This is a genomic window from Gammaproteobacteria bacterium (assembly GCA_016200485.1).
Classification (GTDB): domain Bacteria; phylum Pseudomonadota; class Gammaproteobacteria; order Tenderiales; family Tenderiaceae; genus JACQEP01.
The window spans coordinates 330348-355020 of record JACQEP010000004.1 but is presented as its reverse complement, the minus strand read 5'-3'; the positions used below and the strand labels follow the sequence as shown (position 1 = coordinate 355020).

Annotated in this window: 23 protein-coding genes and 1 tRNA gene; 19 read left to right on the top strand and 5 right to left on the bottom strand. The window is 54.2% G+C overall.

Annotated elements, in window-relative coordinates:
• Nucleotides 1-570 precede the first annotated feature (570 nt).
• A complete protein-coding gene (locus HY272_02335; protein MBI3771528.1) occupies nucleotides 571-1269 on the bottom strand; it encodes a hypothetical protein in 699 nt (232 codons plus the stop codon).
• A gap of 475 nt (nucleotides 1270-1744) precedes the next feature.
• On the opposite strand from HY272_02335, the gene HY272_02330 reads away from it, so the two are divergent.
• From HY272_02330 to HY272_02265, 14 genes are all read left to right on the top strand, one after another.
• Complete coding sequence (locus HY272_02330; protein MBI3771527.1) at nucleotides 1745-2485, top strand: YebC/PmpR family DNA-binding transcriptional regulator; 741 nt, start codon at nucleotides 1745-1747, stop codon at nucleotides 2483-2485.
• A gap of 188 nt (nucleotides 2486-2673) precedes the next feature.
• The gene (ruvC, locus tag HY272_02325; GenBank protein ID MBI3771526.1) at nucleotides 2674-3174 is read left to right on the top strand and encodes a crossover junction endodeoxyribonuclease RuvC; all 501 of its coding nucleotides are present in this window, start codon (nucleotides 2674-2676) and stop codon (nucleotides 3172-3174) included.
• Nucleotides 3171-3770 (top strand): Holliday junction branch migration protein RuvA, encoded by a 600-nt coding sequence (gene ruvA / locus HY272_02320; protein MBI3771525.1) that lies wholly within the window; start codon nucleotides 3171-3173, stop codon nucleotides 3768-3770. The genes ruvC and ruvA overlap by 4 nt, the downstream gene beginning before the upstream one ends.
• A 174-nt stretch (nucleotides 3771-3944) precedes the next feature.
• Nucleotides 3945-4988, top strand: coding sequence for a Holliday junction branch migration DNA helicase RuvB (gene ruvB, locus HY272_02315; GenBank protein MBI3771524.1), 1044 nt, complete (start codon nucleotides 3945-3947; stop codon nucleotides 4986-4988).
• Nucleotides 4989-5044: 56 nt separating this feature from the next.
• Complete coding sequence (gene ybgC / locus HY272_02310; protein MBI3771523.1) at nucleotides 5045-5461, top strand: tol-pal system-associated acyl-CoA thioesterase; 417 nt, start codon at nucleotides 5045-5047, stop codon at nucleotides 5459-5461.
• Nucleotides 5451-6137 (top strand): protein TolQ, encoded by a 687-nt coding sequence (tolQ, locus tag HY272_02305; protein MBI3771522.1) that lies wholly within the window; start codon nucleotides 5451-5453, stop codon nucleotides 6135-6137. The genes ybgC and tolQ overlap by 11 nt, the downstream gene beginning before the upstream one ends.
• Nucleotides 6138-6140: 3 nt before the next feature.
• Complete coding sequence (tolR, locus tag HY272_02300) at nucleotides 6141-6578, top strand: protein TolR (protein ID MBI3771521.1); 438 nt, start codon at nucleotides 6141-6143, stop codon at nucleotides 6576-6578.
• 16 nt (nucleotides 6579-6594) lie between these two features.
• Complete coding sequence (tolA, locus tag HY272_02295; protein ID MBI3771520.1) at nucleotides 6595-7482, top strand: cell envelope integrity protein TolA; 888 nt, start codon at nucleotides 6595-6597, stop codon at nucleotides 7480-7482.
• A gap of 43 nt (nucleotides 7483-7525) precedes the next feature.
• On the top strand, nucleotides 7526-8809 hold the full coding sequence (tolB, locus tag HY272_02290; protein MBI3771519.1) for a Tol-Pal system beta propeller repeat protein TolB: 1284 nt from the start codon (nucleotides 7526-7528) through the stop codon (nucleotides 8807-8809).
• Between the two features lie 39 nt (nucleotides 8810-8848).
• On the top strand, nucleotides 8849-9421 hold the full coding sequence (pal, locus tag HY272_02285) for a peptidoglycan-associated lipoprotein Pal (protein ID MBI3771518.1): 573 nt from the start codon (nucleotides 8849-8851) through the stop codon (nucleotides 9419-9421).
• A 2-nt stretch (nucleotides 9422-9423) separates the two neighbouring features.
• A complete protein-coding gene (gene ybgF / locus HY272_02280; GenBank protein MBI3771517.1) occupies nucleotides 9424-10242 on the top strand; it encodes a tol-pal system protein YbgF in 819 nt (272 codons plus the stop codon).
• 33 nt (nucleotides 10243-10275) lie between these two features.
• Complete coding sequence (queE, locus tag HY272_02275) at nucleotides 10276-10941, top strand: 7-carboxy-7-deazaguanine synthase QueE (protein ID MBI3771516.1); 666 nt, start codon at nucleotides 10276-10278, stop codon at nucleotides 10939-10941.
• Entirely contained in the window at nucleotides 10925-11623 is a 699-nt protein-coding gene (gene queC / locus HY272_02270) for a 7-cyano-7-deazaguanine synthase QueC (protein ID MBI3771515.1), read from the top strand. Before queE ends, queC begins: the two co-directional genes overlap by 17 nt.
• Nucleotides 11624-11673: 50 nt before the next feature.
• Nucleotides 11674-11749, top strand: a tRNA-Lys gene (locus HY272_02265).
• A 94-nt stretch (nucleotides 11750-11843) separates the two neighbouring features.
• Here the strand turns inward: HY272_02265 and HY272_02260 are convergent.
• A complete protein-coding gene (locus HY272_02260; protein MBI3771514.1) occupies nucleotides 11844-12320 on the bottom strand; it encodes a copper chaperone PCu(A)C in 477 nt (158 codons plus the stop codon).
• A gap of 15 nt (nucleotides 12321-12335) precedes the next feature.
• On the bottom strand, nucleotides 12336-12968 hold the full coding sequence (locus tag HY272_02255; GenBank protein ID MBI3771513.1) for an SCO family protein: 633 nt from the start codon (nucleotides 12966-12968) through the stop codon (nucleotides 12336-12338).
• Between the two features lie 254 nt (nucleotides 12969-13222).
• Between HY272_02255 and HY272_02250 the strand changes: the two genes are divergently transcribed.
• Nucleotides 13223-13636, top strand: coding sequence for an HU family DNA-binding protein (locus HY272_02250; GenBank protein MBI3771512.1), 414 nt, complete (start codon nucleotides 13223-13225; stop codon nucleotides 13634-13636).
• A gap of 132 nt (nucleotides 13637-13768) precedes the next feature.
• Here HY272_02250 and HY272_02245 read toward each other — a convergent pair whose 3' ends face one another.
• Nucleotides 13769-15775 carry a transglycosylase SLT domain-containing protein gene (locus HY272_02245; protein MBI3771511.1) on the bottom strand — a complete coding sequence of 669 codons (2007 nt, stop codon included), beginning with the start codon at nucleotides 15773-15775 and terminating at the stop codon, nucleotides 13769-13771.
• Nucleotides 15776-15855: 80 nt separating this feature from the next.
• Between HY272_02245 and HY272_02240 the strand changes: the two genes are divergently transcribed.
• Together HY272_02240 and HY272_02235 are read left to right on the top strand one after the other, a co-directional pair.
• Nucleotides 15856-16365 carry a DUF523 domain-containing protein gene (locus HY272_02240; protein MBI3771510.1) on the top strand — a complete coding sequence of 170 codons (510 nt, stop codon included), beginning with the start codon at nucleotides 15856-15858 and terminating at the stop codon, nucleotides 16363-16365.
• 184 nt (nucleotides 16366-16549) lie between these two features.
• Nucleotides 16550-17017, top strand: a complete 468-nt coding sequence (locus tag HY272_02235) for a hypothetical protein (GenBank protein MBI3771509.1) — start codon at nucleotides 16550-16552, stop codon at nucleotides 17015-17017.
• Here the strand turns inward: HY272_02235 and nhaD are convergent.
• The gene (gene nhaD, locus HY272_02230; GenBank protein MBI3771508.1) at nucleotides 17008-18474 is read right to left on the bottom strand and encodes a sodium:proton antiporter NhaD; all 1467 of its coding nucleotides are present in this window, start codon (nucleotides 18472-18474) and stop codon (nucleotides 17008-17010) included. The genes HY272_02235 and nhaD overlap by 10 nt on opposite strands.
• A 110-nt stretch (nucleotides 18475-18584) precedes the next feature.
• Between nhaD and HY272_02225 the strand changes: the two genes are divergently transcribed.
• On the top strand, nucleotides 18585-21296 hold the full coding sequence (locus HY272_02225; protein ID MBI3771507.1) for a PD-(D/E)XK nuclease family protein: 2712 nt from the start codon (nucleotides 18585-18587) through the stop codon (nucleotides 21294-21296).
• On the top strand, nucleotides 21289-24657 hold the full coding sequence (locus tag HY272_02220; GenBank protein MBI3771506.1) for a UvrD-helicase domain-containing protein: 3369 nt from the start codon (nucleotides 21289-21291) through the stop codon (nucleotides 24655-24657). Before HY272_02225 ends, HY272_02220 begins: the two co-directional genes overlap by 8 nt.
• The last annotated feature ends 16 nt before the right edge of the window (nucleotides 24658-24673 follow it).

Sequence of the window (24673 nt, the reverse complement as noted above, 5' to 3'; positions counted from 1 at the left end):
GATACGCGCAGACCACATCGAGGCCAGAGGAGTAACTTCTTCGTCAATAGGCCGGATATATGGAAGCAATCCTGTCCCTGTCAGAGTGTGTACGGTGTCTTGCAAAACGGGAGGAGACCATATATGGGTTAGCCGCATAGCGGCGTAACCCAACGAGTTGTCGCCGAAGGCGACGCAATATTGAATTTTATCCCCTCCTTGCGTGCGAGGAGGGGTGGACGCGAAGCGGACGGGGTGGTGTATTTATTCGTGTCGCTAACGCGACGTAATTAGGGCGGGCTTCCGCGCCCGCATAACGGGTTCATTTCTTTGCTTGCCCAAAGAAACGAACCAAAGAAAGGGCACCGACGACGCCGTGCTAGTGTGCTCACGTCATTTAACTCTCAAGTTTGCGAGAGCGACCGGCGTTCCGAACTTCGTTCCCTGCGCTTCTCGCCGGGATCGGGCTCGCCAGACAGGCCATCCCTGGCCTGCTGGCTCGTGGCCGCATCCATGCGGCCACCCTTCGGGCTAATCCTCACCCGGCTGCGATGCTCGGCGGCGTCGGATGGGGAAGAATCAGTCATATCTCTATTTATCAAGCTCAGGAGCTTGATGTTTTCTTCTTAGTTCTGCAACGCCCTCATCGACATATTTAAAAATACGCTTGTAATCATCATGGCCAATCATTTGCGTTGAGTATGTGCTTGCCTCAAAAAGATCGCTATACCTATTGAGTATCGTGATCGCACGATTTAGTAATTCCTCTAAATCTTCAAAACTCAGTGGATGATTATCACTCACATGTTTTCCTGTCGCCGCGTTTTTTGCATTTCTGTGAGCGATGCTATTTCCTCTATGGATAATTAACCTTTTAACAAGCTCATCGCTGTCAGAGCAACTAGCAATATCACTATCCAGTTGCTGGTCGTCTGGACGGCGCGGATCTTGAGCAAGGCTATCAATGAAGGGATTGTTCTTTAGGCGTTCTCTAAAATTGATTTCATCAAAAAACGATATATTTTCCTTAATGGTAATGAGCCAACTTTTGAGATGTAGCGCACGCTGATCTTGATCGAAGACTCTGGTGAGCAGGTGCAAGCATGAATTTAAATGTGACTTGAGTGTTATTCCCCAAAATGCTGGAGATTGAGCTATGACTCTAGGGTATTTGTCTCTCGCATCTAAAAGATCGCAGTAAAGTCTGTAATGGATGTTTGCATCTATTACGTCTTCGGATAGCGCGACCAGAAGGCGCGTAAATTCGGCTGCATTTTTGATAGGAATCATGTTCGGTGAGTAAGATGCACTTATTGGCTATCAGTGTGCCACCATAATACCCCATCCGACGCCGCCGAGCATCGCAGCCGGGTGAGGAATAGCCCGAAGGGTTCGCGCATGGATGCGCGAACGAGCCAGCAGGCCAGGGATGGCCTGTCTGGCGAGCCCGATCCCGGCGAGAAGCGCAGGGAATGGTGAACAAGGCCGCTGTCGCACATCCCTGTGCTTCGCGGCACTGGTACATCCCTGTACGGCGTCGTCGGTGCCCTTTCTTTGGTTCGTTTCTTTGGGCAAGCAAAGAAATGAACCCGTCATGCGGGCGCGGAAGCCCGCCCTAATAAACGTCGCGCCAGAGACACAAATAAAAGCAATAATGTGTCGCCTTCGGCGACAACCTGTCGGGTTACGGCTACGCCTAACCCGACCTACATTTATCCCCACAAATGTTAAACTCGCGCCATTGTTTTACCGGTACGAGGACACCATGGCAGGTCATAGTAAGTGGGCCAATATCCGCCACCGCAAGGGAGCCCAGGACGCCAAGCGTGGCAAGATGTTTACCAAGATAATCCGTGAGATCACGGTGTCGGCGCAGATCGGCGCCGATCCCCATTCCAATCCGCGGTTGCGGACAGCGATCGATAAGGCGCTGGATCAGAACATGACCCGCGACACCATCGACCGGGCGATCAAGCGCGGCAGCGGTGAGACGGGCGGCGCTGATTACGAGGAGATCCGTTACGAGGGGTATGGTCCCGGCGGGGTGGCGGTGATGGTGGATTGCATGACGGACAACCGCAACCGGACGGTGGGCGAGGTGCGCCATGCCTTTACCAAGTGCGGCGGCAATCTCGGGACTTCAGGATCAGTGGCTTATCTCTTCACCGAGGCAGGGGTGATTAACTTCGCCAAGGGGACGAGCGAGGACCAGGTGATGGAAGCAGCGCTGGAGGCTGGCGCCGAGGACGTGATTACCCATGACGATGGCTCGCTGGAGGTGCTGACTTCGCCGACGGCCTTTGCCGGGGTGAAAGAGGCCATACAAAAAACAGGGCTAACGCCGGAGAGCGCGGAGGTGACGATGCGGGCCTCGACCAGCGCGGCCTTGGGTTTGGATGACGCACAAAAGATGGTACGCTTGCTCGAGATGTTGGAAGACCTGGATGATGTGCAGCATGTGTATTCCAATGCCGACATCCCGGACGAAATTATGGCGCAGTTGTAGCCGGTTATAAAGTATCGTACGAACCTTTGCAGGGAAGGCATCTAGTTCCCTCTCCCGCTTGCGGGAGAGGGTTAGGGAGAGGGAGGTCAATGCGGAAACGTGTTCCCCTCTCCCCCAGCCCCTCTCCCACAAGTGGGAGAGGGGGAAGAATAGCGGGTTGTTAACTGTTGTTGAGATTATGGAGTGGCATGACGGCGCGTATCCTCGGTATTGATCCCGGTTCCCGCCGCACCGGTTTTGGTGTGATTGAAGTGCGTGGCGGCCGCACGTCGTACGTGGTGAGTGGCCATTTGCGTACGGAGGGCGATTCTCTGCCGGAGCGGTTGAAGTCCATCTACGAAGGCATCAGCCAGATTGTGACTGAATATACGCCCAGCGAATTGGCGATCGAGCGCGTGTTTGTGCGCTTGAATGTCGATACGGCGCTGAAATTAGGGCAGGCGCGCGGCGCGGCGATTTGCGCGGCGGTGATGCAAGACTTGCCAGTGTTTGAATATTCCCCGACGGAAATTAAAAAAGCAATTGCCGGCAAAGGTCATGCCGATAAAGAACAAATTCAATTTATGGTGCGTACTTTGTTGAACTTGCCGGGATTGCCACAGCAGGACGCGGCGGATGCGCTGGCGTGTGCCTTGTGCCATCGCCATACGCGGCAGTCAGTGAATTATTTGAAGGAGGCGCACGCATGATCGGCCGTCTACGCGGTACGTTAATCTGGAAACGGCCGCCAGCCTTGTTGGTGGATGTGAATGGTGTCGGCTATGAAGTCGAGGCACCGATGACCACGTTTTATTCGCTGCCGGAAGCGGGGCAGCCTGTGACCTTGCATACGCATTTGGTGGTGCGTGAAGATGCGCATCTGTTGTTTGGGTTTGTTAACGAATCCGAACGGTTGATGTTTCGCACCTTGCTGAAAGTAAACGGTGTCGGCGCCAAGATGGCGTTGGCGATTCTTTCTGGCATGTCGGCGGATACCTTTGCCCGTTGTGTGCGCGATAACGATATTGCGAGTCTGGTGCGCTTGCCGGGTATCGGCAAGAAAACCGCCGAGCGCTTGATTATTGAAATGCGTGACCGGTTTGCGGCGGTGAGTGATCAAGCGGCGAGCGTGGGGAGTACGGTGACGATGCCGCATAATCCGCTGAACGATGCCGTCAGCGCGCTGATCGCGCTCGGTTATAAACCGCAAGAGGCGAGCCGGATGGTGAACGGTGTCGAGGCCGAAGGTTTGGCGAGTGAAGAGATTATCCGCCGGGCGTTGAAGGCGGCGGCGGCGACTGTTTAGAAATTGTTGAGAGGCAGTGGTAGGGGCGGGTTTAAAACCCGCCCCTACATGTAGGATCCCCTCATCCTAACCTTCTCCCTGAGGGAGAAGGGATTAAAAGCATTTTGTTAATCGCGAACGATGCGGTTCGTTCCTCACCGCATCCTACGTAGAAATTAATTGGAACTGACATTAATGATTGAAACTGACCGTTTTATTGCGCCTGCCGCTGTCCGTGAGGAGGAGGCGATTGATCGTGCGATTCGGCCACGATTGTTACGCGACTACGTCGGTCAACCGGCAGTGTGCGAACAGATGGAAGTCTTCATCGAAGCGGCGCGCCGCCGCAAAGAGGCGCTCGATCACACGTTGATCTTTGGCCCGCCGGGATTAGGTAAAACGACGCTGGCGCACATCATCGCCAATGAGATGGGCGTGGCGCTGAAACACACTTCCGGCCCGGTGTTGGAGCGGCAAGGCGATCTGGCGGCATTGCTGACCAATCTCGAGCCGCACGATGTGTTGTTCATCGACGAGATTCATCGCTTGAGTCCGGTAGTGGAAGAAGTGCTGTATCCGGCGATGGAAGATTATCAGCTCGACATCATGATCGGTGAAGGGCCTTCCGCGCGTTCGATCAAACTCGATTTGCCACCGTTTACGCTGGTTGGCGCCACCACGCGTGCCGGGTTACTGACATCGCCATTGCGCGATCGTTTCGGCATCGTGCAGCGGCTGGAGTTTTACAATAATGCCGATCTGACGTCGATCGTCCAACGCTCAGCGCACATCCTGGGGTTGACCATGGATCCGGAAGGCGCGCGTGAGATTGCCCGTCGTTCGCGTGGCACACCGCGTATCGCCAATCGTCTATTGCGGCGGGTACGCGACTTTGCCGAGGTCAAAGGCAATGGCCAGATCACGGCATCGATTGCCGCGCGGGCGCTCGATTTGCTCGATGTCGATAGCCACGGCTTCGACATGATGGATCGCAAATTGCTGCTGGCGATTGTGCAAAAGTTCGATGGCGGGCCGGTGGGCGTCGACAGTCTGGCGGCCGCGATTGGCGAGGAGCGTGGCACGATTGAAGATGTGCTGGAGCCGTATCTGATTCAGCAGGGTTTTTTGATGCGGACGCTGCGCGGCCGCGTCGCTACTCGCAGCGCCTATGAACATTTTGGTCTGACCCCGCCGACACAGGCGCATCAGGATGCGCTGGATATATTCAACCAAGACTAAACGACCTTATTTATCATCAAGCCGGTATAATGCCGGCCAAACAAGCAGGGATAGGAATGGAGAACTTTTCCTGGCCAGTCCGGGTCTACTACGAAGATACCGATAGCGGTGGCGTGGTTTATTACGCCAACTATCTGCGTTTCATGGAGCGGGCGCGTACCGAATGGCTGCGCCGCTTGGGGGTGGAACAAGACCGGGTGCGTGATGAATATGGTGTGATTTTTGCCGTGCGCCATATCGCTGTCGATTATCTGAAACCCGCGCGTTTTAACGATGCCTTGCAAGTGACCGTGGAATTGCGCGACTTGGGCCGTGCCAGCATCACCTTCGGGCAGCGGGTACTGAAGCAGGCGGAAGGAAATGCGATTGAATTGTGCCGCGGTGAGGTCAAGATCGCCTGTATCGATGCTGACATGCTACGGCCAAAACCGATTCCGGAATCTATTAAAACGGAGATAATGCGTGACCACTGATTTATCGATTTTGAGTTTGTTTCTGAATGCCAGCGTGCTGGTACAGTTGGTGATGTTGCTATTGCTGGGTATTTCGGTGATGGCCTGGACCATTATTTTTGGAAAATGGAAGCTGCTAAAACAGGCGCAGGCTCAAGCAGAGAGTTTTGAAAATCGCTTCTGGTCGGGTGGCGATTTGACGAAGCTTTATGACCAGACGGCGGGCGATGCGCACGCCACCGGCTTGGAGCGTATTTTCCGCTCTGGATTTCGCGAGTTTGTGAAATTGCGGCAGCAAGGCGAAGTCGATCCCACCGTGGTCGTCGAGGGCGCACAGCGCAACATGCGCGTCATGCTCAACCGCGAGGCCGATGTACTTGAAGACCGGCTGCCCTTCCTGGCGACGGTCGGCTCCACCAGTCCTTATATCGGCCTGTTTGGTACGGTGTGGGGGATCATGAATTCATTCACTGCGCTGGGTAATGTGCAGCAGGCGACGTTGGCAATGGTGGCGCCTGGTATCGCTGAGGCGCTGATTGCGACGGCCATGGGCTTATTCGCTGCGATTCCGGCGGTTATCGCTTATAACCGCTTCCGTACCGACACCGAACGTTTAATCACGCGTTACGATAATTTCCTCGACGAATTTACCACTGTCTTACAACGGCAGGTGCACGCGCCGAAGAAGGAAACTTAAATAATGGCCCGCCCTCGTCATCGCCGCGAACATCTTTCCGAGATGAACGTCGTTCCCTATATCGACGTGATGCTGGTGTTGCTGGTGATTTTCATGATTACCGCACCGCTGTTGTCGCAAGGTGTGAAAGTGGATTTGCCCAAGGCAGCGTCAGAACCGCTGAAAAATGAGCAGCGCGAACCGGTGGTGGTGACTGTGGATGCCAAAGGCCGCTATTTTCTCGACATTGGCGATAGCAAGAGCAAACCCATCGATGATGCTACGTTAATCAAACGTGTGGAAACAGTGTTGCGGCGGCATCCCGAGACGCCAGTGCTGGTGCGTGGTGACAAAAAGGCGGATTACGGCGCAGTGGTTGCTGCGATGGCCTTGTTGCAGCAGGCAGGCGCGGGAAGCGTAGGTTTGATGACCGAAATGCCGGAGTCACGGCGCGGCAAGTAGGCGCGTATTCCCAATCATGTTGAGCCTGATTCGCGATAATCCCAGAGCCTTTGCCCTGGCGTTTCTGATTCATGTGACGGCCATCGTTGTGTTGGCGATGCATGTGGATTGGTGGTCGCCGGACGATATGCCGCCGGTGAAAGTCATTCAGGCGACGGTGATCGACGAATCGAAGCTTAACGCCGAAAAAGAGAAAAAACGCGCTGAGGAGGAACGCCAGCAGCGTGAGGCGGAAGATCGGCAACGCGCAATTGAAGAGAAACGAATTGCGGATCAGCGGCGGCAGGAAGAAGTAAAGCGCAAGGTTGAGGAAGATCTCAAACATAAACAGGCTGAGGTTAAACGTCAGGAGGACGCGAAGAAACGCATCGTCGAAGAGAAGAAGGTGGCCGAGACGGAGAAGAATCGTAAACTGGAGGTCGAAAAACAGCGTAAATCAGAGGAAGATCGCCAACGCAAGGCTGATGATGCCAAGCATAAAGCCGAAGTTGAGCAACAGCGTAAAGAGGCCGAGGCGCGGCGCCGCGATGAAGAGGAAGAGCGCGCATTACAAAAGCAGCTCGCTGCGGAGGATGATCGCTTGCGGGCGGAGCATCAGCATCAGCATCAGATGCAGCAGGAGATCGATAAATATCGGTTGCTGATTCAGCAGGCGATTGAAAATCGCTGGATACAACCGGCTGATTGGAAGCGTGGTACGTCTTGTGTGGTGGAAGTGCGGTTGGTGCCGGGGGCTGGTGGTGGTCAGGTGCTTGATGCCCGTGTGGTGCGCAGTTGTGGCAGTCCATTGTTGAATAAATCGGTGGAAACGGCTGTTTTTGGTGCTTCACCCTTGCCCGTGCCGCGTGATTCGACCATGTGGAATGAGTTTAGAGTGCTTAATATTACGTTTAAGCCCAAGTAAAGCCGAGGTCTGAGTGTTGGTGATCAAGTTACGTAGTGTGTTGATGGTATTTATGGTGAGTCTGTGCTGTTGGCAGTCGGCACAGGCGGCACTGACCATTGAAATCACCAAAGGCAAAGAAGGTGCGCAGCCGATCGCAATCGTGCCGTTTGGCTGGCAGGGGGATGCGGGATTGGTGCCTGATGATGTTTCGACCGTCGTGGCGCAGGATCTGGAGCGCAGTGGCAGTTTTGCGCCCTTGCCGGAAAAGGATTTGCTGGCCCGGCCGCATGAAGGTACGCAAATTAATTTCCGTGACTGGCGGTTGCTGGGTGCGCCGAATCTGGTGATCGGCAAAATGAGTCGTGTGCGTGGCGACCGGGTTCGGGTCCAGTTTCAATTGTTTGATGTTTATCGCGAAACACAATTGTCGGGTTTCAGTTTCGAGGTCGGCCAAGGTAATTTGCGACGTCTGGGGCATCAGATCAGCGACATCATCTATGAGGCATTGACCGGACAAAAAGGCGCGTTCAGCACCCGCATTGCCTATGTCACGGCAGAAAACAAACGGCCGCGTTATTACGCACTGTATGTGGCCGATGTCGATGGCTATAACCCGCAACTGTTGATGCGTTCGCAGCAACCGCTGATGTCACCGGCCTGGTCGCCGGATGGCACCAAACTCGCCTATGTTTCGTTTGAGGCGGGGCGCTCGATGATTTTTGTGCAGGAAGTCGCGACAGGCGATCGGGAACGCATCTCTGCCTTCCCCGGGATCAATGGCGCTCCGGCCTGGTCACCGGATGGCACCCGGCTGGCGATGTCCCTATCAAAGGATGGGAATTCGGAAATCTATATCATGAACCTGGCGACTAAGGAATTGCAGCGGGTGACCGATCATTATCAGGCCGATACCGAGCCTAGCTGGTTGCCGGATGGTCAGAGTCTGGTGTTTACTTCGGATCGGGGGGGCAGCCCGCAGATTTATCAAGTTGCCGTTTCAGGAGGCACACCCAAGCGCTTGACGTGGGAAGGGAAGTATAATGCCCGTGCGTCGGTGATGCCGGATGGTAAGCGTCTGGTGTTGATCAATGGCGATGGTAGGGTTTTCCGGGTCGCCATGTTGGACATGGAGACCAAGGTGATGCAGGTGTTGACCGATGGTCAACTGGATGAGTCGCCCAGTCTCGCGCCTAATGGTAGAATGGCGATCTATGCTACTAAACATCGTGGCCGAGGGGTGCTGGCGGCGGTTTCAGTCGATGGTCGTGTGAGTCAACGTATTGCGCTGGAAGAAGGTGGTGACGCGCGGGAACCTGCGTGGGGGCCATTTTTGACCGGCCGATGAATTTTGGATTAATAAAAAATGAAAGGTAAGGAGCAAGTGATGAATGGTTTAATTAAAGGATTGGCAGTGGTTTTGGCGGTTTCGATGTTGTGGGGCTGTTCCAGCAAGCCTGTGACTTCCGACAAGGGTGCCGAAGGTGCGGCGACAGCGGGTGCCGACAAGGGTGCGGCTACGTCGGGCGTTGATTTGGGCGGCGGCGCTGCAGGTAGCGCAATCAGCGCCGGAACCAGCGAAAGCACGGTTGCTGCAGCAGTGGCGGCCAATGTTCCAGACGATTTGATGTCGAAGCTCACCGTGTATTTCGATTATGACAAGAGTGACGTGACCGCAGAAGGGCGCAAGATTATCGAGGCCCATGCCCGTTATCTGACTGCCAATCCCAAGGTGCGCGTTACCCTCGAAGGCCATGCCGACGAGCGCGGCACGCCTGAGTACAACTTGGCGCTGGGTGAACGTCGTGCCAAGGCAGTGGATCAAGTAATGAAAGTGTTGAATGTTGCCAAGGGCCAACTTGATACCGTCAGCTTCGGTGAAGAGCGTCCGGCGGTGATTGGCAGCGATGAAAGTAGCTGGGCCAAGAATCGTCGCGTCGAGATCGTATACAGCAAGTAATAATGCCGAAAGTTGCTGAACGTCTGGTGTGCTGTCTCCTGGCGGGGACGATGGGGAGTTATGCCTCCCTCGTGACCGCCGAGGAACAGGCACCGCGTTTGGCGCCGGTCGTTGATCGAACGGCAAGCGCATCCCAGGCAGAGTCTGGCCGTAAACTGGAGAGCCAAGCCCTGCTCGACATGTTGTCAAAGCTGGATGCCTTGCAGAACGAAACCCAGGCGTTGCGCAGCCAGGTCGAGGAATTGAACCACGAGCTGGAAAATCAAAAGCAGCGGCAGCGTGATTTGTATCTGGATATGGATCGCCGCCTGCGTGAGGTGGAAACGGGTAGTCATCAGGCCGCCGCGTCAGCGACCAGCACACCGCGTACGCCGATGGCGGTCATTGGACCGGGGTCGGCAGCGACTGCTGCAACACAGGCGCCGGGTGATCCTGCGAAAGAGCGTGAGCTGTATCAGCAAGCGTTCAATGATCTGAAGGATGGCCGTTATGACCAGGCGATCAGCCAGTTTCGCAGTTTTCTCGCCAGTTATCCCAGTGGTGAATATTCCGGCAATGCCCAGTATTGGCTCGGTGAGGCGAATTATGTCACACGACGTTTCTCCGATGCCGAACAAGAATTCCGTAAAGTGTTGGATCGTTATCCTGGTAGCGGCAAGGCCGGTGATGCCGGGCTGAAATTGGGTTACACCTACTATGAACTTGGTAACTGGCAAGCTGCCAGCAAGATCCTCAACGATGTGGTGGTCAAGTTCCCGAACAGCACTGCCGCCAAATTGGCAGATGCTCGTCTGCAAAAGATGCGGCAAGAAGGGCATTAAGCCCAAACTCGCTGGCATTAATTAGTGATCGTGATGATTGACTCTGAATCCTCCCCAGCGCCACGTTTGCGCATTACCGAAATTTTTCACTCGCTGCAAGGCGAGTCACGCACTGTGGGCTTGCCTACGGTGTTTATTCGTCTTACGGGTTGTCCGCTCAGATGCCGGTATTGCGACACCTCCTACGCCTTCCAGGGCGGTCAGTGGCAGACTCTGGAACAGATTCTGACGTGTGTCGTCGAATATGAGTGCCGTCATGTCTGTGTCACCGGCGGTGAACCGCTGGCGCAACCCGCCTGTCTTGAGTTGCTGACACGACTTTGTGATGCCGGGTACAGTGTTTCGCTGGAAACCAGCGGCGCGCTGGATGTGGAAAAAGTCGATCCGCGCGTGATTAAGGTAATGGATCTGAAGACGCCGGGCTCAGGCGAGCAGTCGCGCAATCTCTTTGAGAATATCGCTGTTCTGACGCAGCAGGATCAGGTGAAGTTTGTGATCTGTGATCGCAACGATTATCTCTGGGCGCGGGAGATCATGGTCTATCACGAACTGGCCGATCGCTGTGAAGTGCTGATGTCACCGAGCCATGGTCAGGTCGCATCGCGTGAACTGGCGGAGTGGATTCTTGCCGATCGCTTGCCGGTCCGTTTTCAATTGCAACTGCATAAGTTGTTGTGGGGCAATGAGCCAGGTCACTGACACATCACCCAAGGCCGTGGTGCTGGTTTCCGGCGGCTTGGATTCGGCGACCTGCTTGGCCGAGGCGCGCGCCCAGGGTTACGCCTGCTATTGTCTCAGTTTCAATTATGGCCAGCGGCATGTGTCCGAACTGGTGGCCGCGCGGCGGGTGGCGCAGCAACTGGGGGCGATCGAGCACAAGGTCGTCCGCATCGATATGCGCGAAATCGGCGGTTCAGCGCTGACGGATGCCGCGATTGATGTGCCGCATGAATTAACCGGCGGGATCCCCGTCACCTACGTGCCCGCGCGCAATACAGTCTTTCTCGCATTGGCCTTGGGTTGGGCCGAGGTCATCGGCGCTGAGTCGATTGTGATCGGTGTCAACGCCGTAGATTATTCAGGCTATCCGGATTGCCGTCCTGAGTTTATTGCGGCTTTCGAGCGGCTCGCCAATCTGGCGACCAAAACGGGTGTCGAAGGTGGACACTTCAAGATCCTCACACCGTTGATTCAACTCACCAAGGCCCAGATTATTCAGCGCGGATTGGCGCTGGGCGTCGACTATGGCATCACCGTTTCCTGTTATGAGGCCGATGCGGAAGGCCGTGCCTGCGGTGTTTGTGACTCGTGCCGTCTGCGTGCCGCCGGCTTTGCCGCCGCTGGTGTACCGGACCCGACGCGATATCAGAAATTGTCCTGATTTCAGCTTGGACATTAGGACTCTTTAGGCTAAAATGGCCGCCTTTCGCCGGGTCGTTAGCTCAGCCGGTAGAGCAGCGGACTTTTAATCCGTTGGTCGAGAGTTCGAATCTCTCACGACCCACCATCTTCAACAAAACAGCCCACTTCGGTGGGCTGTTTTGTTTCTGCAGGCAGGGGCGATTCATGAATCGCCCCTGCTGTTCGTTTTCGTGATGTTGTTAATGATGGTGCTGGGTCATGTCATGTGCCGCAGGCTCAGTGGTTGCGTCGCGCACTGTGGCGCGCACGCTGTGCTGAAGATTGCCAGCAAAGGTCAACGTGAAATTGACCGGATCCCCAGGCTGCAGGGAATGCGTGGGCTTGATCAGCATCAAGTGATAGCCGCCTGGTTCAAACTTCAACTGACCATGACTGGGGATTTCCAACTGGTTGATGGGTTGCATCCGTGACATGCCATTGTGTTGTGTGGTTTGATGGATCTCCGTGTTTTCCGCAATATCGCTACTGATGCTCGTAAGCGTAACCTTTTTGTTGCTGTTATTTTGGATCGTCAGATAGCCTCCGAGCACGCTTGCCCCGGGTGGTCCACTACGTACCCACGCATCTTCGACCGTGATGTCGCCGGCAAATACCAGCGATGCGCTTGCCAGGCCAAATCCGATAGCGAGCATGTAACGGTTTATTCGTCTCGACATGTATGACCTCTCGTATTATTTCCCATAATAATCGCGCAGCTGTTTCAGGACGCGGCTGATCTTGTCTGCAGAAAAGGGTGGCAAAATATGCGCCCGCATCCGTGCCTGCGGGTCGACGACGACCAGCGCCGAATAATGATTCACACCGTAAAAACCGCCAGCGATATCACCCTCATACTCAAATATGACCCCGATGGGCTGTGTAAATTCATTGAGCGTATTTACCTCGGCCGTTAAACCAGTGAAATTTGGATTGAAATGATTGATGTAGGCCTTGATGGTCGCCGGATCGTCCCGCTGTGGATCCAGACTGACGAAATAGAAACGAAGCCCATCTGTTGCCGATTGTTGTTCAAGTTGTTTCCAGGTGCTGTTGAGTGTGGCAAGTGTCGTTGGGCAGACATCCGGGCAATGGGTGTAGCCGAAGGCAAGGACGCTCCATCGGTCCTTGAATTGGGCGCTGGTAAAGGGTTTGCCGTTGTGATCAATGAGTGTCACCGATGGCAGCGGATCGGGCGGTGAATACACGGGAACCCCCTTGATATCCGTAAATTCCAGGGGTGCGGGCTCCCGATCATAGAGGTATGCTATTGTTGCCAGTGTCACCATAATGATCGCCAATAGCGAAAAAACGGGCTTGTTTTTCATAGAAATTAAGTCTAGCACGATGTCTATACTGAGATGAAGGGTGATCAAACACCATAAAAATAGGCCTCGAAAGCGGAAAAAAGCAAAAAAGTTGTCTCCAGGTAGTGCATTTTTATTTGCGGAGTGGTAAAAAATAGCAGGAATTTGCAGTCGGCCAGTTCGGATGGCTTGAAAAACACGGAAAAACTTTTGCTTTATCAAAAAACTTGTTGTAAAACTAAGTGACGTCAACAACCACAGGGGTTATTAACGAAATGAAAAAGGCGAAAAAGAAAGCTACTGCGAAGTCTGCGACAAAGAAGTCTGCGAGCAGCAAGAAGGTCGCTGCGGCAGCACCAAAGGCACGTAAGCTGACGGCAACCAGAAAGGCTTACACCAAGTCAGAAGTATTGGCGACCATCGCCGAGCAGACGGGTGTTGCCAAGAAGAGTGTGAGCTCGGTGATGGAATGCCTGGCCGAAGTGATTGAGGCTCATATCAAGAAGGGCGCAGTGGGCAATTTTACTGTTCCCGGTCTGATGAAGATCAAGACCATTCACAAGAAGGCCACCAAGGCGCGCAAGGGTATCAACCCGTTCACTGGCGAAGAGACCATGTTCAAGGCCAAGCCAGCCCGCACGGCTGTTAAAATTCTGCCTCTGAAAAAGGTGAAGGAAATGGTGGCTTAACGTTAGCCTACCGGTTTTTGAAAAGGCCCGGGTCGAAAGATCCGGGCCTTTTTCTTTATGTGACCCGCAAACTGTTGAAAAATGTGCAGGGTGCGATACCCGTAGGGGCGATTCATGAATCGCCCCTACCCGCTAATACAGTTCTTTTCGGGTCTTGCTGTTATCCGGAACAATCAATGGCATACGTTGGGTTAGTTGCGGGCGGTTGGAACGATCCATGCGTTGATCGTAAATTACGGTAAAGGCCATGACCTGTCGTACATAGTTTTGTGTTTCGGCAAAAGGAATATTCTCCACCCAGCGATCCGGCGGTAAATTCTGTTCCTTAGGTAGCCAGCTGGCGACGCGTTGTGGACCCGCGTTATAGGCGGCGGTCGCCAATACCATGTTCTGGCCAAAGCGGTTAAGCACCTTGCGCAGATAGCTGACACCGAAACGAATGTTGGTGCGCGCTTCAAGCAATTGGTTGCTATTGTTGAGCCGGGTATCGAGATCGCGTGCGATATTTTTGCCGGTGCGGGGCATGATTTGCATCAGGCCCATGGCACCGACAGGGGATCGGGCATCCACAGTAAAAGCGCTTTCCTGCCGAATAATGGCGTAGGCCCAGGAGGGATCAATAGATTGATTCGATGAAAATTCCGCCACATTCTCCCTGTGTTCCAGCGGAAAACGTAATTCCAGATCATCCCGAAATTCGGTTTTGTTCAAGGTCAGGATGGCGCGATCATGCCAGCCCCAGCTATGGGCGAGTTTTGCCGCCTTCATTAACTGCGCTTCATCCATGTTGCGGGTGATGTAGTTCCATTCACGGCGGGCGTTGTTGATGTCACCGATGAAATAGAGTTCGCGTGCGATCAGTACCGGAGGCGTGTTTTCGAATGCCGCGAGTTCAGCCGGGCTATAGTTGAGCGGTTTGTCTTCAAATTGGTAAGGAACCGTAATGCGATCCGCGGCCATGAAGCCATAGAAATCGCGTGTCTTGGCCACTTCACGGTAAACCCGTTGGGCGCGTTCTTTGTCTGCAATTTCATCGTAGGCACGGGCGCGCCAGTAACGCCAGCGCGAAGATTGCTGTTCCTTGGGTGTCATTTGGTCAATCCAGAAAATGACGTCGTTCCAGGCGTCCTGGTTGACCGCAGTAAGTACGCGCCACAGGCGGACATCGCTATTGTCATTGCCAGATTTTAGGTTGGCCAGCCAACGCATCGCTTCAGGCGCGTTATTGCGGGCAAGGGCGACGGCAATGCTGGCTTCGGCATCATTCACTTCATCCGGCGTAAAGGCATGATCCATGACCAGGCGATCCCAGGTTTCACCGGCCTTGGTCGGGTTTTGTTTGGCCAGCCGTTTGATGCCGTGGATCAGGATGGCGCGCGCAATCGGCGAATTTGTTTTTAACTTGGGGGCATCAAGCGTGGCATCGGGGGCGCGATGCATCTCGCGCCAGAGCGCAATCCATTCGCGATCCTCGGGTTTCAGAAAGCGTTCAAGGTAATGGGCAAGATAAGCCTGATTTTTTGACATCGCCAGACGGACACGATCCCAGAGCAGCTCGTCGGTGAGGGCGCCGGTTTCGCGCCAGGCAGCAAACAACGGGTCACACTCGCGCGGCAGGGAGCGGTTGGCGAGCCATAGGGCATCGAGATCTTTGAAGGCCTCTTCACGATTGCCGAGTTTGTATTGGGCGCGGCGGGCATAACACTCAAGGTCTGCGGCTTCGGATTGCGGATCATAAAAACTGAGATAAGTCTTCCATTGTTCACGCTGCGCCAGGGTTTGTAACCAATCGTAACGTAATCTGGCGCCGACATAGGAATCTTGATATTTATCGATAAAATCGCGGATTTCGGTATTGGAGGCCTGGGGCAGGCGTTTTTGCAGTTCCGCAGCCAGCAAATAGGGATATAGCGGATAATCCTGTAACTGAGACAGAAGCTTGCGATAGGCCGGCATCTGATTGCGCGCCAATGCATCGCGGGCCGAGGTGAACAGGGCGCGTTGTTGAATGAGCGCCTTGTCTGAGAACGCAGCATTTTCGGTCACTGGCGCGGCGGCTGCGGTAACAGCCTGGCTGGCATTTAATAACAATCCTAGCCCGAAAAAGAGTGCGGTTGTGGTGCGTGGGAGTAAGCTCATGATAATCCTTGTATCGGCAAAAATACGCTTTTTTTTAGTAAAAACATCAACTATAGTTTAATTGAAATATGCAGCAAGGTATGAAAAATAACAATAGATTACGCATCGCAGTCAGCGCATGTTTGCTTGGGGAATCAGTGCGTTATGGCGGCGGGCATAAGCGGCATGCATTTATCGTCGAGCAATTGGCGAAGCAATGTGAAGTGATTGCGATTTGTCCTGAGGTAGGCATTGGTTTGGGCGTGCCGAGACCACCGATTCAATTGCGGCGTGAAGGCGACGCGATTCAGGCGCGCGGGGTGGTAGATACCGAACAGGATTTCACTGTGGCGTTGCAGGTGTATGCCCGGCAGCAGGTGCAACTGTGGTCGACTATTGATGGTTATATTTTCAAAAGCCGGTCACCAAGCTGTGGGTTGCATGATGTGCCGATTGTGCCGGCGGGTAAAGGGGCAGGCATTTATGCCGCAGAGTGGTTGCGGTGTCACCCTTTATTGCCGATGGTCGATGAGCAGGCATTGCAGGATGCGGCAGGACAACGGCACTTCCTTGAGCGAGTTACGGCTTACCGGAGACTGTATCAGCAATAATTAGCGGGTGTTAACCAGGGGCTATATAAAATAGTTATTAAAAACAGCATGTTATGTTTTTTTAATGTATTTCAAGAGGCTAGGCAAGTGTTTAGGAATCGAATAAACTAATGACCATAATAAACATGGGATATAGCGGGCCGCATTCCATGGAGAAAATGTTCTGGGTCAGGGAGAATTAATAATGCAAGAATCCGAATCCTTTGGCAGGCCTGGAATAGACCGCCGATCAGCTAATGATCGACGTTACCAACGCATGTATCGTCCGGTGTTTACGTTACGCGGGCAGCGGGCATATTTTCGCCGTGCCGAAGATGCTGTCAATGCGTATGTCGATCGTTATGACTGGCGCTGGATGATGATCACGTTCAGCATCGCGCTGTTGTGCTGTGTCGATGCGGCGATGACGCTGAATTTAATCAGTTCCGGGATTGCCACTGAGGTAAATCCCTTCATGCAGCTGCTGATTGAGCGGGATGTGATGTTATTTATCACCGCCAAGTTTGTCTTGACGGGGCTGGGGCTGATGATTCTCATCGCGCACAAGAACTTTATTCTGTTCGGTCGGGCGCGCGTCAGCCATTTCTTGTATTTCTTGCTGGTCTTTTATGTCGTATTGATTAAATACGAGCTGGTGTTGCTTCACTTATAAACATTCATTAAGTCTGCATTGAGCCATAGATGCACCCAGATGCTGGCGGCATAGCCGAGAGCGATGGCCCAAGCCCATTTCAGATGGGCAAAGAAGGTGTAGATGCCGCGTGCTTGACCCATTAAACCAACGCCAGCGGCTGAGCCGATTGAGAGCAGCGAACCACCTACCCCTGCCGTGAGCGTTACCAATAACCACTGTCCGTGAGACATCTCGGGATTCATGGTCAGTACGGCGTACATCACTGGGATGTTGTCGACTATCGCCGACAATATGCCAATCAGGATGTTGGCCCATGTCGGTCCAAGTTCTCCATAAAATGTATTGGAAAGCAGGGCCAGATAGCCAATTGTGCCCAGGCCGCCGACACACAGGATCACACCATAGAAAAACATCAGGGTGTCCCATTCGACCCGTTTGATGCTGATGAAAATATCGAACGGACGATGCCGGGGTTTGAAATGCTTTTGAAATTCCGGGTCGTCGAGATTGATCTGTAATCCTGCAACCTCGGGGCCAGTGGTGTAGGAATTGCCCGGTTTTTTGTCGTGATGACGAAGACGGTAACCGTAGAGCTTGAGCAAGCCGAGGCCGGTCATCATGCCCATCACCGGCGGCAGATGCAGGAACATGTGACTGGTGACGGCCAGAGTAATGGTCAGCAGGAATAAGGCAAGAACCACGAATCCACCCTTTTTGATTTCAACACCTTCTGATGCGGCTGTCGGCCGGGTCTTGGGGACGGCAAATGACATGAATAACGCCGGGACCAGCCAGTTGATCAGAGATGGCAGGAAAAGATCAAAAAACTCGGTAAAAGTGACAACGCCTTTTTGCCAGACCATCAGCGTGGTGATGTCGCCAAACGGACTGAAGGCACCGCCGGCATTGGCGGCAACGACAATGCTGATGCACGATACGACTATAAATGTGGGTTGTCCGGCGCCGACGGCAACAGCCACCGCGCCCATCAACAAGGCGGTGGTCAGATTATCGGCCACTGGCGAGATGAAGAATGCCAATAGGCCGGTGAGCCAGAAAATGGTGCGTAACGAATAACCGGAGGCAATCAACCAGGTGCGTAGCGCGGCGAACATGTTGCGTTCTTCGAGCACATTAATGTAAGTCATGGCCGCAATCAGGAACAGCAGCAACTCGCCATATTCAAGTAAGTTATGGCGTACGGCCTCGGCGGCAGTGTGCGTGTCTCCGCTCACGGCATAAGCAATGGCGACCAGAAACCAGATCAGGCCCGCAGCGACGATGACCGGTTTGGATTTGCGCAGGTGCAGGAACTCTTCGCCGATGACCAGGGCATAGGCGATGACAAACAAAATCAGGGCGATGAGACCATAGCCGGTATTGGTCAGGTCGAGTGTAGCTTCGCCGCTGGCCGCCAATGTTGGGAATGGCGAGAATAGCAACAGCAGGGCAAACAAAGCGCGGAGGTGGCTCATGATCTGGGCGAAAATCGCAAATTCCTGATAGGCTTAACGAATATGTCTTTGATTTTTACACGATATGTGTTTCAGGTCTAGATACTTTGTCTGCAGGTAGAGATAGGGCAATGTCATCGCTGTTAATTAACGCGCTGGAAACTGGGGCGACGGTACTCACCGTCAACCGCCGTTTGGCGCGTCACGTCCGTCAGCATTATGCCGATCAGCAGCAAGCCCAGGGCAAGCGTGTGTGGCAGACGCCGCAGGTGTTGCTGTGGACAGCCTGGGTCGAGCAGTGCTGGGATGAGATAGGGTTTGTCGATCCGGCTCAGGTGCGATACCGGCTGTTGACTGACGCGCAAGCCGAGGTGGTATGGGAGTCGGTGATTCGTGATTCGGCAGTGGGTCAGGATCTGCTGAGCATTTCAGCGACAGTGCACAGTGCCATGCAGGCATGGCGCACGTTAAAGCAGTGGCGATTGAATGTGCGCGATTTAGCCGCATCGGATCAATCCGATGTGCAGGCTTTCTGTGATTGGGCTCACGACTATGAACGGCGCTGCGTGCAAAAAGGCTGGCTGGATCCTGCACTGCTGCCTGAATTGTTGATCGATGAACTGAAGCTGAAACGAATTTCACTGCCGTCGCAGATCATCTGGTTTGGATTTGATGATGTCACACCACAACAACAGGCTTTGATTGGGGCATTGCGGCAGGCGGGTGTGACCGTGGAGATTGCAGTGCCGGAGATCGGCAACGGCAAGGCGCGCCGTGTGGCGTGTGCCGAGAGCGCGGCAGAATTACGCAAGGCCGCGTTATGGGTACGTGACTTGTTGGAACGTGGCGAACGGCGGGTTGCGGTCGTGGTTCCGGATTTGGCGGGCCAGCGTGCGCGGCTCTTCACCATTTTCGACGAAGTGTTGTGCCCGGCACGCTTGCTGGAGCAGGGGCCAGAGGCGCCCCGGCCCTATAACGTGTCGCTGGGAGTTGCATTACAGCAATTACCGGTAGTGGCTTCTGCATTGGCGATTCTTGAACTGGCAAGCGGCACCATGCCGCTGGAGGCGGTGGGGCGCTTGTTACTGTCACCTCATCTCGGGGCGGCCGAGAGCGAAATGTCGCGTCGGGCCTTGCTCGATGCGCGCCTGCGGCGGCATGGCGAGGCGCTAGTCTCATTGCGTACCGTGTTGCGAATGGCGACGGCATTAAACCAGTCACTGGCGTGGGCATGTCCTCAGTTGGCGCGCAATTTGACCGAGTTACGGCAGCTGCTTGATGCGAAGCCTAATCGCTTATTGCCCAGCCAGTGGGTTGAGCCATTGAGCCAGATGCTGCGCGCGATGGGCTGGCCGGGGGAGCGTTCATTAAACAGTGACGAGTATCAGGCCGTTGCCGCCTGGAAACAGTTGCTGGCGCAATTTGCCGCCTTGGATGAGGTGAGTGGCAAGCTGTCTTTGAAGCAAACGTTATCGCGCCTGCAACAAGCCGCCAAGACGGTGATCTTTCAATCACAAACCACGGAACAGCCGGTTCAAGTACTGGGTTTGCTGGAAGCGGCAGGCCTGGACTTCGATCATGTGTGGGTGGCCGGTTTGCATGATGAGGTTTGGCCGCCTGTGCCGCAACCCAATCCATTTTTACCGATATCGTTGCAACGGCGGCTTGCGATGCCGCATGCCTCGGCGGAACGTGAACTCGAATTTGCACGTAAAGTTACCGCACGATTGTTGTCAGCAGCGCCGGAAGTGATTGTCAGTTATCCGCAGCGGGAACAAGATCGCGAATTACGGGCGAGTCCGTTGCTTGTGCATTTGCCGGAAGTGATGCTGAACGAGTTGCAATTGCCGGAATATGCCGATTATCGCGCCTTGATTCGCAACAATGCGGTTATCGAACACTATGTTGATAGCAATGGGCCGGCGTTGGCAGCAGGCAGTGCCGTTGCAGGCGGTAGTGGCGTGTTTCGCGATCAGGCCGCATGTCCGTTCCGCGCCTTTGGTCGTTACCGCTTGGGGGCGCAGGCGTTGGAAGTGCCTGCCTCAGGGTTGTCCGCGGCTGAGCGCGGCAGTTTGCTGCACAGTGTCTTGGAATTGATCTGGCAGCGTCTGCAAGACCAGCAACAATTATTGGCGCTTGATGTGATGCAGCGTCGGGAATTTGTAACTTCCGCGGTTGATCAGGTGTTGGCGGTAGAGGCAAAAGATTATCCGCATGTTTTTACCGCCCGCTTCACTGCACTGGAGCAAGAGCGATTGGTGAATATTAGTTTGAGCTGGCTGGAACAGGAAGCGCAAAGGCCACCCTTCAATGTGGTTGCCACCGAACAGAAACGGAAAGTGAATATCTCCGGTTTGGAGTTTGAGGTCAAGGCCGATCGCATCGATCGGTTGGCGGATGGTGGTGCCATGATCATCGACTACAAAACCGCCAGACCCAGGATTGCCGATTGGTTCGGTACGCGTCCTGATGAGCCACAGTTACCGTTATATGCCGTAACGCATGATGAAAGTGTAGAGGCGGTTGCCTTCGCCTGGCTGTCACCACGCGAGCAGCGCTTTATCGGTTTGAGTTGTGATGCAGAAGTTGCGCCGGGCATCGAGCGCTTCAACGATACGAAATACGATATCGGTAAACCGGACTGGGAATCGCTACAGCAGGAATGGCGGCAGGTGCTGGAACGATTGGCGGCTGAATTCCGGCACGGCGTTGCCAGTGTCGATCCGAAAAAAGGGCCAGAGACATGCATGTATTGTGATCTGGCCGCATTCTGCCGGATCAATGAAATAGGTTATAGAGTAGAAGAAGAAAGCGCCAGCGATGAGGGAGAAAGCAATGACTGACGTCATTGATGCCCGGCAACGTCAGGCCGCACTTGATCCGACGCGATCTTTTATCGTCCAGGCGCCTGCTGGCTCGGGCAAAACAGGGCTGATTACCCAGCGGTTTTTGACCTTGCTCGCACAGGCCGAACGGCCCGAGGAAATTGTCGCCATTACTTTCACGCGCAAAGCAGCGGGCGAGATGCGCAGTCGTATTGTCGAAGCGTTGCAATCGGCGGTTGAATCACCTCCCGATGATCCGCATGCACTCAAGACCTGGGAATTGGCGCGCGCTGCGCTCGAGCGTGACCGAACTTGTAGCTGGAATTTGTTGCAGTATCCCGCACGGCTCGCCATTCAGACCATTGACTCGCTCTGCGCCTGGTTGACGCGCAGGCTGCCATTGACCTCTGGTTTTGGCGCCATGCCGGGCATCGCAGAGGATTCATCGGAGTTATATCGTGCCGCTGCGCGCCGAACGCTGGAAGATTTGGAACAAGGCACTGATTGGACGCCCGCCATCGAAACTTTGCTGCGGCATCTGGACAATAATATTGGCCTCGCCGAATCGATGCTGGTCAGTATGCTGGCACGGCGTGATCAATGGTTGCGGCATCTCGTCAATTTCCGTAGCGAACCTCAGCGGCGGTTGCTTTTGGAATCTGCGCTGAAAGGCGCGATTAGCGATGCGTTAGTTGTGGCGCGTCGTTTGTGGCCGGAAGATCTGGTGGCAGAGACAATATCTGTATTGCGGTTTGCAGCGGCCAATGTTGAAACCGGTCATCCTTTACGCGTATTTGTGGAGATGACGGAACTTCCCGCAACTGATGTCGCAGGGCGTGAGCAGTGGATGGCGCTTGCGGGCTTGATGCTTAGTAAGGATGGTGAATGGCGCCGCCGTCTGGATAAGCGGTTAGGATTTCCCGCACCATCGAGCACTAAAGACCAGACCGAGGCCGAGCAATTCAAACATATGAAAGCCCGTGCCGAGGCTGTATTAGCCGTCTTGGCGGCAGTTCCTGATTTGGGTGAGCGGCTAAATGATATTCGTCATTTACCAGAACCAGCCTATAACGAAGAACAATGGCAAGTGGTTGAGGCCTTGTGTGAGCTGCTGGTGATGGCGGCAGCGCATCTGCGCGTAGTGTTCAATCAACAGGGACAGGTGGATTTTAGTGAGATTTCGCAATCGGCCTTGCTGGCCTTGGGCGCAGCGGACGCGCCGACTGATCTGGCGCTAACTCTTGATTATCGTATTCGCCATCTGCTGTTGGATGAATTCCAGGATACTTCCTTTGGCCAATATGGTTTGCTGGAACGTCTTACCGCAGGTTGGCAAGCGGGTGACGGCCGCACGCTGTTTGTGGTCGGTGATCCAATGCAATCGATTTATCGCTTCCGTGAAGCAGAGGTCGGTCTATACCTGCGCGCCCGGCGCCAGGGGATTGGCCACGTCGCGTTAACGCCATTGACCTTGCAAGTCAACTTCCGTTCGCAGCGCGGCATCGTTGACTGGGTCAATCAAACATTTTGTCATGTGCTGCCGCAACACGAAGACATCGGCACGGGCGCCGTAACTTATACAGATTCTCGTGCATTTCGTGATGTGCTAAATCTGCACGGCGTGCGGATACATCCATTCTTATCTCATGATGCCGAAGCTGAATCTGAGAAAATCATTGAACTGGTGCGAGAGGCTCAGGTACGAGACCCACAAGGCAGCATAGCTATCTTGGTGCGCGCGCGTAGTCATTTGGCCGCGATTGTCCCAGCATTGAAGCAGGCAGGGTTGCGCTTCCAGGCCGTCGAAATCGAACCATTGGGAGAGCGGCCTGTAATCCAGGATTTACGCTCCTTGACCTGCGCCTTATTGCATCCCGCAGACCGCATTTCATGGTTGGCGATTCTGCGTGCACCATGGTGTGGTCTGGAATTGCAGGATTTGCATGCCTTGGTGGGCAATGATCTACAAACCACTGTTTGGGATCATATCAATGATCCGGTGCGTTGCCAGGCACTGTCGGTAGTGGGGCAACAGCGTTTACAGCGGCTGCGAAGCGTATTCCAGGTGGCGTTACTGCAACGGCGGCAACGCACATTGCGGGCGACGGTAGAGCGTGCGTGGCTGGCCCTGGGCGCCCCGGGCTGCGTGGAAAATGACACCGACCTGGAAGATGCCGCTGTATTTTTTGATCTGCTCGATGAGCTTGATCAGGCCGCGGATTTAAGTGATTTTGAAGTGCTGGATGAACGGCTGTCCCGGCTTTTTGCACGCCCAGACGTAAAAGCCGATGCCCGGTTACAATTAATGACGATTCATAAATCAAAAGGCCTGGAATTTGATACCGTCATCATGCCCGGCTTGGGTCGCAAGGCTCCGCCTGATGAAAACCGGCTACTGATGTGGATGGAACGCGCAGGTGCAGAGGAAGGTGAGTTATTACTGGCACCGGTACGCGCCGTGGCAGACGAGCATGAAGCGACCTACGCCTATCTTCGACGCATCGATAAGCAGAAAGCCAGATATGAATCAGGCCGGGTGTTATATGTCAGCATTACCCGCGCCCGTAAACAGTTGCATCTGCTGGGGCATACAACGGTAGGTGCTGATAACAAAATACGGCCGCCGCAACGCAGCTCGTTACTGCATTTGTTGTGGCCCATGGTGCAGTCAATATATGAACATCATGTCCCTGAAAAGCAGGCAAAGGTGGCTCGCAGCCAGAACTCTACTCTGCGGCGTTTAAAAATGGATTGGCAGATGCCTGTGCTACCACTCAGTGTGGGCGCAATAATGGAGTCTCCAATCATTGATACTAATGAAGGTGTGGATTTTCTCTGGGCCGGAGAATTGGCGCGGAGCATAGGCATTGTCCTGCATCGACTGCTGCAACGGGTCGCCAGTGATGGCGGTGCCGAGCATTGGGACGAGTTGCGTGTGGCAAACATGGAACAATATTGCGCTCACCTATTAAAACAAATGGCTATACCTGAGCGAAATCTGGCCGACACAGGCAGTATAGTGCTCAATGGTCTGCGTAAAGCGTTAAGGGATGAACGAGGACGATGGCTGTTATCGTCGCAACACCAGGAAATGGGAAATGAGCTGGCCATCAGTGGTCTATGGCGTGATCGGGTAGTCAATATCATTATTGACCGTACTTTTGTGGATCGAGATGGGGTGCGCTGGATTGTGGATTATAAGACGGGTTCGCATCAGGGCGGTGATGTGGAAGAATTTCTCGATCAAGAAATGCTTCGTTATCGCGCCCAGTTGGATCGTTATGCCACGATGGTCCGGCAGTTTGATGAGCGCCCCATACGGCTTGGGTTGTATTTTCCGTTGCTCGGTGGCTGGCGTGAGTGGGCGAGTGCTGGGTGATAAGGTGGGCTTCCGG

Excerpts from the sequence above, each read along its gene's own strand:
- tolB (MBI3771519.1), top strand. The coding sequence starts at position 7,526 with ATGGTATTTATGGTGAGTCTGTGCTGTTGGCAGTCGGCACAGGCGGCA.
- HY272_02260 (MBI3771514.1), bottom strand. The coding sequence starts at position 12,320 with ATGTCGAGACGAATAAACCGTTACATGCTCGCTATCGGATTTGGCCTG.
- HY272_02220 (MBI3771506.1), top strand. The coding sequence starts at position 21,289 with ATGACTGACGTCATTGATGCCCGGCAACGTCAGGCCGCACTTGATCCG.
- HY272_02235 (MBI3771509.1), top strand. The coding sequence starts at position 16,550 with ATGCAAGAATCCGAATCCTTTGGCAGGCCTGGAATAGACCGCCGATCA.
- tolA (MBI3771520.1), top strand. The coding sequence starts at position 6,595 with ATGTTGAGCCTGATTCGCGATAATCCCAGAGCCTTTGCCCTGGCGTTT.
- ruvB (MBI3771524.1), top strand. The coding sequence starts at position 3,945 with ATGATTGAAACTGACCGTTTTATTGCGCCTGCCGCTGTCCGTGAGGAG.
- HY272_02240 (MBI3771510.1), top strand. The coding sequence starts at position 15,856 with ATGAAAAATAACAATAGATTACGCATCGCAGTCAGCGCATGTTTGCTT.
- ybgF (MBI3771517.1), top strand. The coding sequence starts at position 9,424 with ATGCCGAAAGTTGCTGAACGTCTGGTGTGCTGTCTCCTGGCGGGGACG.
- ruvA (MBI3771525.1), top strand. The coding sequence starts at position 3,171 with ATGATCGGCCGTCTACGCGGTACGTTAATCTGGAAACGGCCGCCAGCC.
- HY272_02255 (MBI3771513.1), bottom strand. The coding sequence starts at position 12,968 with ATGAAAAACAAGCCCGTTTTTTCGCTATTGGCGATCATTATGGTGACA.
- queE (MBI3771516.1), top strand. The coding sequence starts at position 10,276 with ATGATTGACTCTGAATCCTCCCCAGCGCCACGTTTGCGCATTACCGAA.
- ruvC (MBI3771526.1), top strand. The coding sequence starts at position 2,674 with ATGACGGCGCGTATCCTCGGTATTGATCCCGGTTCCCGCCGCACCGGT.
- pal (MBI3771518.1), top strand. The coding sequence starts at position 8,849 with ATGAATGGTTTAATTAAAGGATTGGCAGTGGTTTTGGCGGTTTCGATG.
- HY272_02335 (MBI3771528.1), bottom strand. The coding sequence starts at position 1,269 with ATGATTCCTATCAAAAATGCAGCCGAATTTACGCGCCTTCTGGTCGCG.
- ybgC (MBI3771523.1), top strand. The coding sequence starts at position 5,045 with ATGGAGAACTTTTCCTGGCCAGTCCGGGTCTACTACGAAGATACCGAT.
- HY272_02245 (MBI3771511.1), bottom strand. The coding sequence starts at position 15,775 with ATGAGCTTACTCCCACGCACCACAACCGCACTCTTTTTCGGGCTAGGA.
- HY272_02225 (MBI3771507.1), top strand. The coding sequence starts at position 18,585 with ATGTCATCGCTGTTAATTAACGCGCTGGAAACTGGGGCGACGGTACTC.
- nhaD (MBI3771508.1), bottom strand. The coding sequence starts at position 18,474 with ATGAGCCACCTCCGCGCTTTGTTTGCCCTGCTGTTGCTATTCTCGCCA.
- queC (MBI3771515.1), top strand. The coding sequence starts at position 10,925 with ATGAGCCAGGTCACTGACACATCACCCAAGGCCGTGGTGCTGGTTTCC.
- HY272_02250 (MBI3771512.1), top strand. The coding sequence starts at position 13,223 with ATGAAAAAGGCGAAAAAGAAAGCTACTGCGAAGTCTGCGACAAAGAAG.
- HY272_02330 (MBI3771527.1), top strand. The coding sequence starts at position 1,745 with ATGGCAGGTCATAGTAAGTGGGCCAATATCCGCCACCGCAAGGGAGCC.
- tolR (MBI3771521.1), top strand. The coding sequence starts at position 6,141 with ATGGCCCGCCCTCGTCATCGCCGCGAACATCTTTCCGAGATGAACGTC.